This is a genomic window from Natronosalvus caseinilyticus (assembly GCF_017357105.1).
GTDB lineage: Archaea > Halobacteriota > Halobacteria > Halobacteriales > Natrialbaceae > Natronosalvus > Natronosalvus caseinilyticus.
Genome location: NZ_CP071596.1, coordinates 1,095,611 through 1,108,481, shown reverse-complemented (window position 1 = coordinate 1,108,481; position 12,871 = coordinate 1,095,611). Strand labels below are relative to the sequence as shown.

The window sequence follows — 12,871 nt, the reverse complement described above, 5'->3', positions numbered from 1 at the left end:
GCGGGGTGGACAATGGGCCGGAGAGGAGTACCACGTGCCAGTGGCCTCACTCGCGGACGCGTCACGGGTACCGGCAAGAACAGACCGTTTCGCGCAGCGGGAGCAGCGTTAACCGTGATACCAAGAGGCATTGAACGGGACTCTGTAAGACATTCGCACGCAACTCGCGGCAGTGAATCACCATGCACGGTACAGACGATCCCCCGCACCAGAACCGGAGGACGACACGATGAACGCGGTCGAGGAGTGGAAACAGGAGAAACACCCGTTAGACGTGATCGAGGACGTCAGGCGGTACGCCGAAGAGGGGCTATCCTTCGACGAGATCGAAGAACGCGCTGGCGGCGGCGAGTGGGAACGGCTCAAGTGGGCCGGCATGTACAGCCACGGCGTCCAGGACGGTTACTTCATGATGCGGACGAAGGTTCCCGGCGGCTACCTTACGCCCGATCAGGCCGAGGTGATCGGCGAGGTCGTCGAGGAGTACGCCACCGCGCCCGAGGAGTACGGGGGCGAGAACCAGAACGACCTCTGGGGTGACGCCTACCTCGACATCACGACTCGCCAGGATGTCCAGAAGCACTGGGTGGAGGTCGAAGATGTCCCCGCCATCTGGGAGCGCTACGACGAGGTCGGGCTGACGACGATCCAGGGGTGCGGTGACGGCGCGCGGAACGTACTCGGCTGTCCCGCCGCGGGGCTCGACGATCACGAGTGCTTCGACGCCCAGCCGGTCGTCGACGCCGTCTCCGAGTACTTCACCGGCAACCGCGAGTACGCGAACCTCCCCCGCAAGTTCAAGATGACGATTACGGGGTGTACACACGACTGCGCCCAGTCCCAGATCAACGACCTCGGACTGGTTCCCGCACGCAAGGAACGCGACGGACAGGCGTACTACGGCTTCCACGTCCGCGTCGGCGGCGGCCTCTCGGACGGTCCGCGGATGGCCTCGAACCTCGACGTGTTCGTCCCGCCGGAAGACGCCGTCGAGTTCTGCCGGGCGGTCGCCCAGACGTTCAAGGAACTCGGCGACCGAAACAACCGCGGCGTCTGCCGGATGCGCTACCTCGTCGAGCAACTCGGCCCCGAGACGTTCGAGGCGGCGATCCGCGACCGCTGCACCGTCGACTTGCCTACCAGGGGCGTCGACCTCACCGAGGGGTATGCCGGCGACCACGTCGGCGTCCACGACCAGAAACAGGAAGGCCTGACCTACGTCGGCTTCAACGTAATCGCAGGACGAATGGGCGGTGACGAGTTCGCCGAGGCGGCCCGCGCGGCCAGGACCTACGGCACCGAGGATGCCTCGATCCGGCTGGCGACCGACCAGAACTTCCTCATCACCCACGTTCCGTCGGAGAACGTCGAGGACCTGCTCGCGGAGCCGTTCGCCCAGGACTACCAGCCCAACCCCGGCCCGTTCTCGCGCGGCGCCGTCGGCTGCACCGGTTCGGAGTTCTGCAACTACGGCATCATCGAGACGAAAAAGCGCGTCAGGCGCTGGGCCCGCGAACTCGACGAGCGCATCGACACGCCCGAGGACCTCGAGGTCGTCCGGATGCACATGTCGGGCTGTTCCGCGTCGTGCGCCCAGCCTCAGATCGCGGACATCGGTTTCCGCGGCGAGACCGTCCAGGTCGATACCGACGGTGAGAGCGCGGAGCCTCGCTCCGCGGACGATTCGAGCGGGCAAAACCCGCGAGACGCTGACGACATCGTCGAGGGCATGGACTTCGGCCTCGGCGGCTCGCTCGGGTCCGACAACGAGTTCCTCGACTGGGTCGAGAACGCGGTCCCCGCCGACGCCGTCATCCCCGCCCTCGAGCGGCTGTTCGAGGCCTATGCCGAGGGCCGGGCCGACGGCGAGCGGTTCTACGAGTGGTGTCGCCGGGTCGACAACGGACAGCTGCGCTCGATCATGAAGCGGGCCGACGCGCCCGTCACCGAGGGGGTAGCCGTCGATGACTGAGGAACACGACGAACGGACGACCGAGGAACGGGACAGCGACGTCGACGATACCCCCGTGTACCCGGCGGTCCCCGAGACGGATGCCGACGGTGACGAGGAGTCCGTCCCGACGGCGTCGAGCGCGCGGATCCACCGCCCCGACAGCGAACACGGCACGATTCCTGCCGACGGCGTCGGTCCCGACGGCGAGGAGCCCGAGTCGGCCGCGGTGGCTGCGGCAGCTACGGCGGAAACCGCCAACGAGGACTCGTCGGAGATCCGTTCCGACGGTGTCCCCGCGAGTGAAAGGAATGGGGGCAGGCCAGGGCTTCGACCAGACGGTGGCGCTCGACCGGCCAACGTCGACGCCGACGGCACCCTCAGAGACGTGGAGTTCACCGAACCCGCCGAGGGGGTCAGCCAGGACGTCGACAGCGGCGCGCCCGACGAGCGCGTCGGCGTTCCCGAGCGCGTCGACCTCGACACGCCGGGCTACGAGATCCGCTCGGAGATGAACGACATCGAGACGCCCGACGAGAAGACCTGGTTCATGGAACTGGACGAGGCCGTCATCGACGACGGCCGCTGTATCCAGTGTGGGACCTGCGTCTCGGCCTGCCCGTCCGACTCCATCGACGTCGGCGACGACGACCTGCCGAAACTGGTCAAGATGTGTACCGGCTGTTCGCTCTGCTGGGACTTCTGTCCCCGCGGCGGCCTGCGCTACGAGCGCCAGTGGAAGATCACCGGCGGCGACGACAACGTCTCGGGCGCGGGCGACCCGATCACGGAGTTCTCCGCGAAGGTCGACGACGACTGGACCGGCGGTGCCCAGGACGGCGGCGTCGTCACCGGCATCCTCGCCACCCTGCTCGAGGCCGGCGAGATCGACGGCGCGCTCATCGCCACCGAGAGCGAGGAGGAGCCCTGGAAGGCCGAGAGCTACCTCGCCACCAGCCGCGAGGACCTGATCGAGAACGCGGGCACCATCTACAACCAGACGCTCGCGCTCGGCAACCTCGATCTGGACCAGTGGGAGCACAAGCTTCCCGACGAACCGTGGGAGAACCTCTCGCTGGCGCTCGTGGGCACCCCCTGTGAGATCGAAGGCATCCGTGCGTTGCAGGACTTCGAGTGGGAATACGGCGCCCAGGAGGAGGGGGTTCGCGCGGTGGATTACACCATCGCGCTGATGTGCACCAAGAACTTCAACTACTACAGCCTCATGGGCGAGCACCTCGAGGAACAACGGGGAATCTCGCCCGACGAGATCGGCAAGATGGACGTCCTCCAGGGGAAGTTGATGGTCTACGACCACGACGACCGGATGATGCTGGAGGAGGACATCGAGAACTTCCACGACGCCGCGCTCAAGGGCTGTGACGAGTGCGCCGACTTCACCGGCTACGCCGCCGACGTCACCGTCGGCTCCGTCGGGTCCGCCGACGAGTACTCGAGCGTCATCGTCCGCACCGAGCAGGGGCTGAAAGCATGGGAGCTCACCGAACCAATTCTCGAGTACCACGACCTCGAGGACCGGTCGGCCATCGGCGGCCTCCAGAGCTGGGACAAGAAGAAGGCCTTCGAGAGCCTCGAGCGGCCGTTCGACCCCGACGCGCCGCGATTCATCGACTACGCCGACCACGCTGAACACTACGGCACGGTGTTGAATCCGCACGACTCCGGGCACTGAACGGATCGACCGATGCTGGACGACCGGCGCCGGACGGTCCGTCTCGAGCAATCGGTACAATAAATGTCACCGCCCGCGGAGTGCCGGTATGCCGATCGAAGACCGCGGTGACGCCTACCTCGTCACCCACGCGCTGGCGAAGGACACGCTCTCGCGCCTGCGGGACGTCGAAACCGAACAGGTGAGCTTCCGGAAGGGACTCGTGAAACTCGGGCGGATCTGTGGCTACGAGATCATCGACGGACGCATGGAAACCGAGTACGTCGAGATCGAGACGCCACTCGAGGCAACCATGGGCGAGCGGGTCAAGGGCCTCGACGACGTGGTCATCATCAACGTCCTCCGGGCCGCGACGCCCTTCGTCGAAGGATTGCTCAAGGCCTTCCCGCGCGCCCGCCAGGGCGTCATCAGTGCCAGTCGCGACGAGGAGGCCGGGCGCGACGAGAACGGCACCTTCCCCATTACGATCGACTACGTCAAGCTCCCCGAGATCACCGAGGACGACACCGTGATCGTCGCGGATCCGATGCTCGCGACCGGCAGCACGATGAACGCCGTCCTCGAGCACGTGGTCGCGAACTCGACCGATCCGGAGCATCTGATCGTCCTCTCAGCAGTTTCGGCGCCCGAGGGGCTCCTCCGCGTGAGTGAGGCCGTTCCCGAGGCCGACCTCCTGACGGTGGCTATCGACGACCACCTCGACGAGAACGGCTTCATCGTCCCCGGCCTGGGCGACGCGGGCGATCGGGCGTTCCGGACGACCTGAGCGGGCGACGAGCCGTTTTTCTCTGGGCGTATTTCCACGAAAGGGTGTCGCTCGAGCGAGAGTCAGTGACCGAACCGACCACTCGGAGAGAGAGAGCGACGCCTCACTCGAGCGTCTCGGCGAAAAAATCGCCAATCTCCGTCGCGACCGACTCGTGCTGGCCGACGAAGAAGTGATCCGCCGAGAACTCGAGCACGCGGTCGCCCCGCTCCGTCGCCGCCTCGACGACCGGTTCCCAGTCGACGGTCGTATCCCGGGCCCCGTAGCCGATCTGGACCGGAATATCGAGCGACGCGAGCGCCGGCACCACCTCGAGATCCTGGCCGAGGCTCGAGGGCGGCGCCAGCGCCGAGACCGCGTCGACGGCGGGGTCGTCGGCGCTCGCGAGCAGGGCCAGTCCGGAGCCGAAACTGAAGCCGAAGACGCCGACGCGGTCGTATCGTGGGCTGGCCCAGCGGATCGCGTTCCGGACGTCTTCGCGCTCGCCGTGGCCCTCGTCCCACTCCCCGTAGTCGATCCGCAGGCAGGCGATCCCGCGATCGACGAGAGCGTCGCTGACGGCGACCAGACGGCGGTCCCCCCGGTTGCCGCCGTGCTGGGGGTGGGGCGGACAGGCGACGACGATGGTGGTCGGCTCCGACGACGGTTCCTCGAACGTGGCCCGGACGTCTCGCGCTCCGGGGACGACGATCGGCTGTGACACGGCCGGCGGTTCGGGTCCAGTCGGCTTGAAGCCACCAGATCTCGTGGCCGGCATCGGCTCGTGAAACCGGTGAGACGTGACGCATTTCCAAGTATTGAAGAGCCGTCCGAGTCACGATGTCGTATGGCACAGTCTGTCGACGCCGACGTCCTCGAGGAACTGGCGAGTCTGCCGACGATGGCCCACCCGACGGTGAGGCCGGATGGCAACGAAGTGGCGCTCTACTACGACGTGACGGGCCGAAACGAACTCCACGTCCTCGACGTCGAGAGTGGCGACCTCGAGCAGTGGTCCGACGGCGAGGTCCCCCGAAACGCCCGCTGGTTCGTCACCTGGGGCGACGGCGATCGGGTGTTCTTCCACCTCGACGACGACGGTAACGAGCAGAACGACATCTACGCGCTCACCCGCGACGGCGAGGTCGAGTCCGTCCTCGAGATGGACGGGCAGGTCACGATTCAGGACGTGAGCGACGACGGCGAGACGCTGATCGTTGGCTCGACACGAGACGGGCAGATGAACCTCTATCACCACGACCGCTCGAGCGGTGAGACGACCAAGATCACGGACTACGAGCGAGCGGCCGGTGGCGCGAAACTCTCGCCGGACGGCCAGCGGGTGGCGTTCTCGACGAACGAATCGGACGACCACAATAACAAGGACGTCTACGTGATGGACGTCGACGGCTCGAACCCCCGGAACCTCGAACTGGGCGAGGACGGCGCGGAGTCGATGCCCAACGACTGGAGCCCCGAGGGCGAGCGCTTGCTCGTCAGCGACAACTCCGCGGACCTGGGACGGATCGGCGTCTACGACCTCGAGTCGGACTCGGTCGAGTGGTACGGCGAGGGCGAGTACGAGTACGAAGAACACGGCACCACCTTCCTCCCCGACGGCGAGCGGGTACTCGCGATGCGGAGTCGCGACGCCGTCGCCGTCCCCGTCGTCTACGACCTCGAGACCGGCGAGAACCGCGAGTTCGACGTCCCCGAGGGCGTCGCCTCTCTGGGCGGCTACGGCCCCGGCAGCGTCGTCATCGACGACGACCGCGTACTCGTCCAGCACACGACGCCCACCCGGCGTCCCGAACTGCTGGTCTACGACCTCGCCGAGGATAGCTACGAGACGCTGCTCGAGGCCGAGTACGGGCCGTTCGATCCCGAGGACTTCGCGGACGCGGAGTACCTCCGCATGGACTCCGACGGGATTCCGGAGACACCTCAGCGCGCTGTCGAGCACGAACCCTACGACGAACTCGAGATCGGCGCGCTCTTCTACGATTCGGGCGAACGACCGTCGCCACTGATCGTCAATCCCCACGGCGGCCCCCGTGCTCGAGACACCAAGTCGTTCGACCTCTACACCCAGGTGCTGGTCTCCCAGGGCTTCTCGGTGCTCCAGATCAACTACCGCGGATCCACGGGCCGAGGCCGAAAGTTCGTTCGCGAACTCTACGACGACTGGGCGGGCGCCGAACAGGGCGATGTCGCTACCGCGGCCGAGTACGTCCTCGAGACCTACGGCTTCCTCGATTCGGACCGCGTCGTCGTCTTCGGCGGCTCCTACGGCGGCTACTCCGCCTACTGGCAGATGGTCCAGTACCCCGACCTCTATAGCGCGGGCGTCGCCTGGATCGGCCTCACCGACCTCGAGGATATGTTCGAGAACACGATGCCCCACTTCCGGACCGAGTTGATGGAGACCTACCTCGGGACGCCCGAGGAGAACCCCGACCTCTACCGGGAGCGCAGTCCCGTGACCCACGTCGAGAACGTCGAGGATCCGATCTTCCTCGTTCACGGCGTCAACGACCGCCGCGTCCCGGTGTCGCAGGCCCGAATCTTCCGGGACGCCCTGCTCGAGAACGGCTACGAGGAGGGCGAGGACTTCGAGTACGAGGAACTCGGCGAGGAGGGCCACGCCTCCTCAGATCAGGCACAGAAACTGCGGATGTTCGAACTGCTGGCGGACTTCCTCGAGCGACGGGTAGAGTGAGGCCGACTCGATAAGGGCCACCAAAGAATCGGCGTCAAACCGCGTCTCGAGGTTACTTCTCGGGCGCTCGAGCGATCGTCGTGATCGCCACCTCGGGTTCGTAGCTGGGCCCCTGGAACAGGTGTTTGACCTCCTCGAAGCCCGCCGCCTTGAACATGCGGTCGGCCTCGTACTCGTCGTAGAAGAGCATCATCGCGTCGGCCAGCACCTGGGCGATCCGGTTATCCGGGTAGTTCGGCCCCACGACGAGCACCTGACCGCCCGGTTTCAGCACGCGGTTGAACTCCCGCAGGGCGAGAACGGGTTCGGGCCAGTACTCGATCGACCCCGACGACCAGACGATATCGAACGTGTCCGTCTCGAACGGAAGTCGCTCGGCGTCGCCCCGGTGGAAGTGAACGGGGCCGCCCGTCTTCCCGAACTTGGCGTAGGCCTTCTCGAGCTGGTGTTCGCTCTGATCGAGCGCGTAGACGGTGTCGACGTGCTCGAGCAGACCCTCGGTCGCGAAGCCGGTTCCACAGCCCACGTCGAGCACCATTTCGGCGTCTTCGAAGTTTAGCAGCGAGAGCGCCTCGGTTCGCATCTCCTCGTTCCAGATGAAGGGGTTGATCCGGTCGTAAATCGTCGAGAGGTACTTGTAGAACAGCCGCGCCCGCGCCTTGTTCTCGAGGATTCCCATTTGGCGCCGATTGACCGGCTGTCGTGATAGGTCTGTCCATCCAGCGTGGCTCGAGCGCTCCCGTCCGCCGGTTCGGCGCCTGGCGACACCGCTGGGGCGATTCGAGAGAGGCGCTCGTCGGCAGTTCGTTCGCGCACCGAAGCGAAACGCGAGGCCCCACGCCAGCCACTTTCGCAACTACCTTATACGCGCTCAAGCAAACGTCGGGTGCTTAGAGTATGCCGAGGCCACAGGTTCTACAAGAGATCAAGTCGGCAGAAGAGGAGGCCGACAAAATCGTCGCACAGGCGGAGAACGACCGCGACGAGCGCATCGCCGAGGCCCGGAAACGCGCCGAGGAGATACGCTCGGAAGCGGAAGCGGAGGCTCGAGACCTCAAGGAGCGCCGACTCGAGGACGCTCGCGAGGAGATCGACGCCGAGTGTGAGCGCGTGCTCCGGGAGGGAACCGAGGATCGCGAGGCGCTCGAAAAACGCGCCACGACACGGGTCGACGAGGTGGCATCCCACGTCGTCGACCTGTTCCAGGAGGACGTCAATGCTCAGACCTGAACGGATGAGCAAGGTCTCGGTGACCGGTTCGAAGGGCGTCATGCCCACGGTCATCGAGGCAGTTTACGACCTGAACCTGGTACACCTTTCGGACTACGACGGCTCCTGGGCGGGCTTCGACAACGGCAACCCCATCGTGGGCGCCGACGAGGCCTCCGAGAAGCTCGTCACGGTTCGAGCCCTCGAGAGCACGCTCGACCTCGAGGACGAGGACGTGGACGTCGCCTCCGGCCGGCTCGGCGACGACTGGGAGCCTCGCCTCGAGTCCATCCGGACGCGGGTCAACGACCTCGACGACCGACGCACCGAGGTTCGCGACCAGTTGCGCCGCGTCAGGGAGCGACTCGACCGGATCGAACCGTTCGCGGACCTCGGGATCGACCTCGACTTGCTGTCGGGGTACGACTCCGTCGAGGTCGTCGTCGGCGAGGGCTCGCTGACTGCGGTCGAGGCTGCCCTCGACGCGTCCGACGACGTCCGTGCCTACGAGACGTTCACTGGCACCGGCGACGGGGTCGTCGCGATCGTCGCAGCGCCCGCCGCCGGAGCCGACGAAGGGTTCGTCGACGACGCCCTCGTCGGCGTCGACTTCAGCCGCTACCAGGTGCCCGAGACGGAGAAGGACCCCGAGTCCTACGTATCCGATCTCGAGCGCGATGAACGCGACCTCGAGGCCAAACTCGAGGAGATCGACGCCGACCTCGAGACGATCAAGACCGAGGAGGGCGCGTTCCTGTTGCTCGCCGAGGAGAAACTCACGATCGAGGTCCAGCGCGCCGAGGCGCCGCTGCAGTTCGCGACGAGCGACCGGGCGTTCATCGCCGAGGGCTGGATCCCAACGACCGAGTACGACCGCCTCGTCGCCGCGCTGAACGACGCCGTCGGCGACAGCGTCGAGATCGAAGAACTCGAGCGCGCCGACTACGACCGTCACGGCGCCCACACCCACACCGAAGACGTCCAGAAGGGGACGCCCGCCGCACAGGACGAGGACGGGCCGAGCGCCAGTGAGGACGAAGAAGAGCGGGCCGAGCAGAAAGTCGTCCCTGACGGCGGCTCGGCCGTCACGATGGACGACGAACCGCCGGTCATCCAGGACAACCCCTCGGCCGCGAAGCCGTTCGAGGCCCTGGTTAACGCGGTCAACAAACCCAAATACAGCGAACTCGACCCGACGATCTTCCTGTTCCTGACGTTCCCGGTCTTCTTCGGCTTCATGATCGGCGACGTCGGCTACGGGATCCTGTACGTCGCCATCGGCTACTACATGGCGACCAACTTCGAGAGCGACGGCATCTCGAGTCTTGGCGGCGTGGCCATCTGGGCCGGCGCGTTCACGATCATATTCGGGTTCATCTACGGCGAAATCTTCGGCTTGCACGCCCTCGGCGACATCGTCTGGGGCGACCTGTTCGGCGTCGAGCTGTTGCCGCTGAACAAGGGGCTCGAGCCCGGTGCCGCCGAGTTCGCCATCGGCTGGATGGTCGTGAGCGTGCTCGCCGGCATCGTGCACCTGAACATTGGTTACCTGATCGACTTCTACGAGAACCTCAGCCACGGCGTCAAGGACGCGCTCTTCCACAGCGGGTCGTGGATCCTGATGCTCAACGGGATCTGGATCTGGATCTTCTCGGCTCACGCCGCGGGCGAGAAGCCGGAGTTCCTCTACACGACGTTCGCCAGCGACGGACCCTTCCCGATCGGGTTCACCGGGTTCCCCGAGTGGGGCCTGTTCACGTTCCCGGAAGCGATCCCGGGCATCGGCGGCTCCCTGCTGACGGTGCCGCTGCTCGTGTTCTTCGTCGGACTGGTCATGCTCGCGATCGGCGACACCGTCGAGGTCGTCGAAGCGCTCGACGTCGTCGTCAACGTCTTCTCGTACACCCGGATGGGCGCGGTGTTGCTCGCGAAGGCCGGCATGGCCTTCGTGGTCAACCTGCTGTTCTTCGGTGCTTACGAGGATCCCGATGGCGCGTTCCACTTCCTCGGGTCGGCCGGACACGACCCTAGCTACGTCGCCGAGCACTACGGCAGCGGGGCCACCGTCATCTTCGACGGCCTCATGCACATGGGTGGCATCGCCGGACTCATCGGCGGCTTCGTCATTCTAGTTGTCGGACACATCGTCGTGTTAATCCTTGGCGTGACAAGCGCCGGCTTACAGGGCGTTCGACTGGAGTACGTCGAATTCTTTAACAAGTTTTATGAAGGCGGTGGAGCCAACTACGAACCGTTCGGACACGATCGAACCTACAGTCAGGAGTAATCAAAAATGATGGAATCCCTCGAAGCCTCGAACGTTGCACTGCAGACCCTGAACGACCCCGGCGCGGCCGCCGCGATCGCGGTCGGTCTCGCGGCACTCGCCTCCGGATACGCCGAGCGAGGTATCGGCGCGGCTGCCGTCGGCGCGATGGCCGAGGACGACGACATGTTCGTGCCAGGCCTGATCATGACCGTCCTCCCAGAGACGCTCGTGATCCTGGCACTGGTCGTCGTCTTCATCGCCTGAGCACCCCCGTTCGCTTTTCCACAATGAGTTTGGATACAGTCGTCACAGACATTCGAGAAGAGGCCCACGCGCGTGCGGAAGAGATCCGCGCGGAAGGCGAGGCTCGCGCCGAGGAGATCGAGTCGGCGGCCGAGGACGACGCCGAGGAAACCCTCGAGCGTGCCGAGACCGAGGTCGAACGCGAGATCGAGCAGCTGCGCGAACAGCGACTCTCCAGTGCGAAACTGGAGGCGAAACAGGAGCGCCTGGAGGCCCGACGGAACGTCCTCGGCGAGGTTCGCGAGCAGGTCGAAGCCGAACTGGCCGGCCTCGAAGGCGAGACCCGCGAGGATCTGACGCGGACGCTCATCGACGCGGCCGGCGAGGAGTTCGACGAGGGCGACGACGTTCGCGTCTACGGTCGCGCCGAGGACCAGGCACTGATCGAGTCGATCCTCGCGGACTACGACGGCTACGCGTACGCCGGCGAGCGCGACTGCCTCGGCGGCGTCGTCGTCGAGAGCGACCAGTCCCGCGTCCGGGTGAACAACACCTTCGACTCGGTACTCGAGGACGTCTGGGAAGAGAACCTCCGGGAGATCAGTAACCGACTCTTCGAGCAATGAGCACGGGCGCCTCGAATCCGGAATACGTGAACGCTCGCGTGCGGTCGCGTCGAGCCTCGCTGTTCGCGGACGAAGACTATCGGAAGCTGGTCCGGATGGGGCCGAGCGAGATCGCACGGTTCATGGAGGAGACGGAGTACGAACGCGAGATCAACGCCCTCGGTACCCGCTTTTCCGGCGTCGACCTGATCGAGTACGCGCTGAACCAGAACCTCGCCAGGCACTTCCACGACCTGCTCGACTGGTCGGACGGTCGTCTCTACGACCTCATCGCCCGCTACCTCCGGAAGTTCGACGTCTGGAACCTGAAGACGATCCTGCGAGGGATCTACACCGACTCCAGCCCCGAGGACATCCGGACGGACCTGATCCGCGCCGGCGAACTCGACGATCGAACCATCGACCGCTTACTCGAGGTCGACACCATCGAGGACGCGATCGAAGTCCTCGGTCGGACGATCTACCACGACCCCCTCGAGGTCGCCTACGAGGAGTACGAGGAGAGCCACGCGCTGGTCCCCCTCGAGAACGCGCTCGATCGGGCGTTCTATGAACGGCTGCTGGCCGACATCCGCGGGCTCGACACGCCCGGGTCGGCCGGTCCACAGGAGGGACCACGAGCGCTCTACATCGAGTTCCTCCAGGCCGAGATCGACTTCCGCAACGCACGGAACGCCCTGCGACTCGCTCGCAGCGGCGCCGACCTCGACCCCGCGGCGTACTACATCGACGGCGGCGTGCTCTTTACCGAGAGCGAACTCCGCCAGCTGGTCAACCGCTACGACGACCTGGTCGATCACATCGCCGCCAACCGCCGCTACGGTGACCGGCTCTCGGGCGCGCTCGACCGACTGCGCGACGCCGACAGCCTGATCCAGTTCGAGCACGCCGTCGACGCCGCGTTGCTCGAGTACGCGGACACGCTCTCGAGCATCTACCCGGTGTCGGTGTCGGCCGTGCTGTCGTACATCCTCGCGAAAGAACGCGAGATCGAGAACATCCGCGCCATCGCCCGCGGTCGGGAGGTCGGCCTCTCTGAGAGCGAAATCGAAGAGGAGCTGGTGATCCTATGAGCCAGGAAATCGCGGTCGTCGGCAGTCCGGAGTTCACCACGGGCTTTCGGCTCGCCGGCGTCAGACGGTTCGAGAACGTCCCCGACGACGAAAAGGCCGACGCCCTCGACGACGCCGCCACGGCCGTCCTCGAGGACAGTGACGTCGGAATCGTCATCATGCACGAGGGCGACCTCGAGTATCTCTCGCGAAACGTCCGTTCGGACGTCGAAACGAGCGTCGAGCCGGTCGTCATCACCATCGGCGGCGGTGCCGGCGGTGGCGGTGGCCTTCGCGAGCAGATCAAACGCGCCATCGGGATCGACCTGATGGACGAGGACGAAGACCAAGACAGTCAGTAAGT

12 protein-coding genes are annotated in these 12,871 nt (G+C 65.7%); 10 read left to right on the top strand and 2 right to left on the bottom strand.

Annotated elements, in window-relative coordinates:
- The first annotated feature begins 229 nt into the window (after nt 1-229).
- From J1N60_RS05390 to upp, 3 genes are all read left to right on the top strand, one after another.
- A complete protein-coding gene (locus J1N60_RS05390) occupies nt 230-1,972 on the top strand; it encodes a nitrite/sulfite reductase (protein ID WP_312911319.1) in 1,743 nt (580 codons plus the stop codon).
- Nucleotides 1,965-3,644: a Coenzyme F420 hydrogenase/dehydrogenase, beta subunit C-terminal domain gene (locus tag J1N60_RS05385; RefSeq protein ID WP_312911317.1), complete on the top strand. Its 1,680-nt coding sequence runs from the start codon at nt 1,965-1,967 to the stop codon at nt 3,642-3,644. The genes J1N60_RS05390 and J1N60_RS05385 overlap by 8 nt, the downstream gene beginning before the upstream one ends.
- An 88-nt stretch (nt 3,645-3,732) precedes the next feature.
- Nucleotides 3,733-4,410 carry a uracil phosphoribosyltransferase gene (gene upp, locus J1N60_RS05380; protein WP_312911315.1) on the top strand — a complete coding sequence of 226 codons (678 nt, stop codon included), beginning with the start codon at nt 3,733-3,735 and terminating at the stop codon, nt 4,408-4,410.
- 103 nt (nt 4,411-4,513) lie between these two features.
- Here the strand turns inward: upp and J1N60_RS05375 are convergent, their stop codons facing one another.
- Entirely contained in the window at nt 4,514-5,113 is a 600-nt protein-coding gene (locus J1N60_RS05375) for an alpha/beta hydrolase (protein ID WP_312911313.1), read from the bottom strand.
- Nucleotides 5,114-5,236: 123 nt separating this feature from the next.
- Here J1N60_RS05375 and J1N60_RS05370 point away from each other — a divergent pair, with 123 nt between their 5' ends.
- Nucleotides 5,237-7,108 (top strand): S9 family peptidase, encoded by a 1,872-nt coding sequence (locus J1N60_RS05370; RefSeq protein ID WP_312911311.1) that lies wholly within the window; start codon nt 5,237-5,239, stop codon nt 7,106-7,108.
- 52 nt (nt 7,109-7,160) lie between these two features.
- Here J1N60_RS05370 and J1N60_RS05365 read toward each other — a convergent pair whose 3' ends face one another.
- Nucleotides 7,161-7,787, bottom strand: coding sequence for a methyltransferase domain-containing protein (locus J1N60_RS05365; RefSeq protein ID WP_312911309.1), 627 nt, complete (start codon nt 7,785-7,787; stop codon nt 7,161-7,163).
- Between the two features lie 218 nt (nt 7,788-8,005).
- On the opposite strand from J1N60_RS05365, the gene ahaH reads away from it, so the two are divergent.
- The 6 genes from ahaH to J1N60_RS05335 are packed head-to-tail and all read left to right on the top strand — an operon-like array spanning nt 8,006 to nt 12,869.
- Complete coding sequence (ahaH, locus tag J1N60_RS05360) at nt 8,006-8,338, top strand: ATP synthase archaeal subunit H (RefSeq protein ID WP_312911307.1); 333 nt, start codon at nt 8,006-8,008, stop codon at nt 8,336-8,338.
- Nucleotides 8,325-10,604 (top strand): V-type ATP synthase subunit I, encoded by a 2,280-nt coding sequence (locus J1N60_RS05355; RefSeq protein ID WP_312911305.1) that lies wholly within the window; start codon nt 8,325-8,327, stop codon nt 10,602-10,604. Before ahaH ends, J1N60_RS05355 begins: the two co-directional genes overlap by 14 nt.
- A 6-nt stretch (nt 10,605-10,610) precedes the next feature.
- The gene (locus tag J1N60_RS05350; RefSeq protein ID WP_254159245.1) at nt 10,611-10,850 is read left to right on the top strand and encodes a hypothetical protein; all 240 of its coding nucleotides are present in this window, start codon (nt 10,611-10,613) and stop codon (nt 10,848-10,850) included.
- 23 nt (nt 10,851-10,873) lie between these two features.
- Nucleotides 10,874-11,455 carry a V-type ATP synthase subunit E gene (locus tag J1N60_RS05345; RefSeq protein WP_312911303.1) on the top strand — a complete coding sequence of 194 codons (582 nt, stop codon included), beginning with the start codon at nt 10,874-10,876 and terminating at the stop codon, nt 11,453-11,455.
- Complete coding sequence (locus J1N60_RS05340; RefSeq protein WP_312911301.1) at nt 11,452-12,528, top strand: V-type ATP synthase subunit C; 1,077 nt, start codon at nt 11,452-11,454, stop codon at nt 12,526-12,528. The genes J1N60_RS05345 and J1N60_RS05340 overlap by 4 nt, the downstream gene beginning before the upstream one ends.
- Nucleotides 12,525-12,869 (top strand): V-type ATP synthase subunit F, encoded by a 345-nt coding sequence (locus tag J1N60_RS05335; protein ID WP_312911300.1) that lies wholly within the window; start codon nt 12,525-12,527, stop codon nt 12,867-12,869. Before J1N60_RS05340 ends, J1N60_RS05335 begins: the two co-directional genes overlap by 4 nt.
- Nucleotides 12,870-12,871 lie beyond the last annotated feature (2 nt).

Excerpts from the sequence above, each read along its gene's own strand:
- J1N60_RS05365 (WP_312911309.1), bottom strand. The coding sequence starts at position 7,787 with ATGGGAATCCTCGAGAACAAGGCGCGGGCGCGGCTGTTCTACAAGTAC.
- J1N60_RS05390 (WP_312911319.1), top strand. The coding sequence starts at position 230 with ATGAACGCGGTCGAGGAGTGGAAACAGGAGAAACACCCGTTAGACGTG.
- J1N60_RS05340 (WP_312911301.1), top strand. The coding sequence starts at position 11,452 with ATGAGCACGGGCGCCTCGAATCCGGAATACGTGAACGCTCGCGTGCGG.
- J1N60_RS05370 (WP_312911311.1), top strand. The coding sequence starts at position 5,237 with ATGGCACAGTCTGTCGACGCCGACGTCCTCGAGGAACTGGCGAGTCTG.
- ahaH (WP_312911307.1), top strand. The coding sequence starts at position 8,006 with ATGCCGAGGCCACAGGTTCTACAAGAGATCAAGTCGGCAGAAGAGGAG.
- J1N60_RS05355 (WP_312911305.1), top strand. The coding sequence starts at position 8,325 with ATGCTCAGACCTGAACGGATGAGCAAGGTCTCGGTGACCGGTTCGAAG.
- J1N60_RS05335 (WP_312911300.1), top strand. The coding sequence starts at position 12,525 with ATGAGCCAGGAAATCGCGGTCGTCGGCAGTCCGGAGTTCACCACGGGC.
- J1N60_RS05345 (WP_312911303.1), top strand. The coding sequence starts at position 10,874 with ATGAGTTTGGATACAGTCGTCACAGACATTCGAGAAGAGGCCCACGCG.
- J1N60_RS05385 (WP_312911317.1), top strand. The coding sequence starts at position 1,965 with ATGACTGAGGAACACGACGAACGGACGACCGAGGAACGGGACAGCGAC.
- J1N60_RS05350 (WP_254159245.1), top strand. The coding sequence starts at position 10,611 with ATGATGGAATCCCTCGAAGCCTCGAACGTTGCACTGCAGACCCTGAAC.
- upp (WP_312911315.1), top strand. The coding sequence starts at position 3,733 with ATGCCGATCGAAGACCGCGGTGACGCCTACCTCGTCACCCACGCGCTG.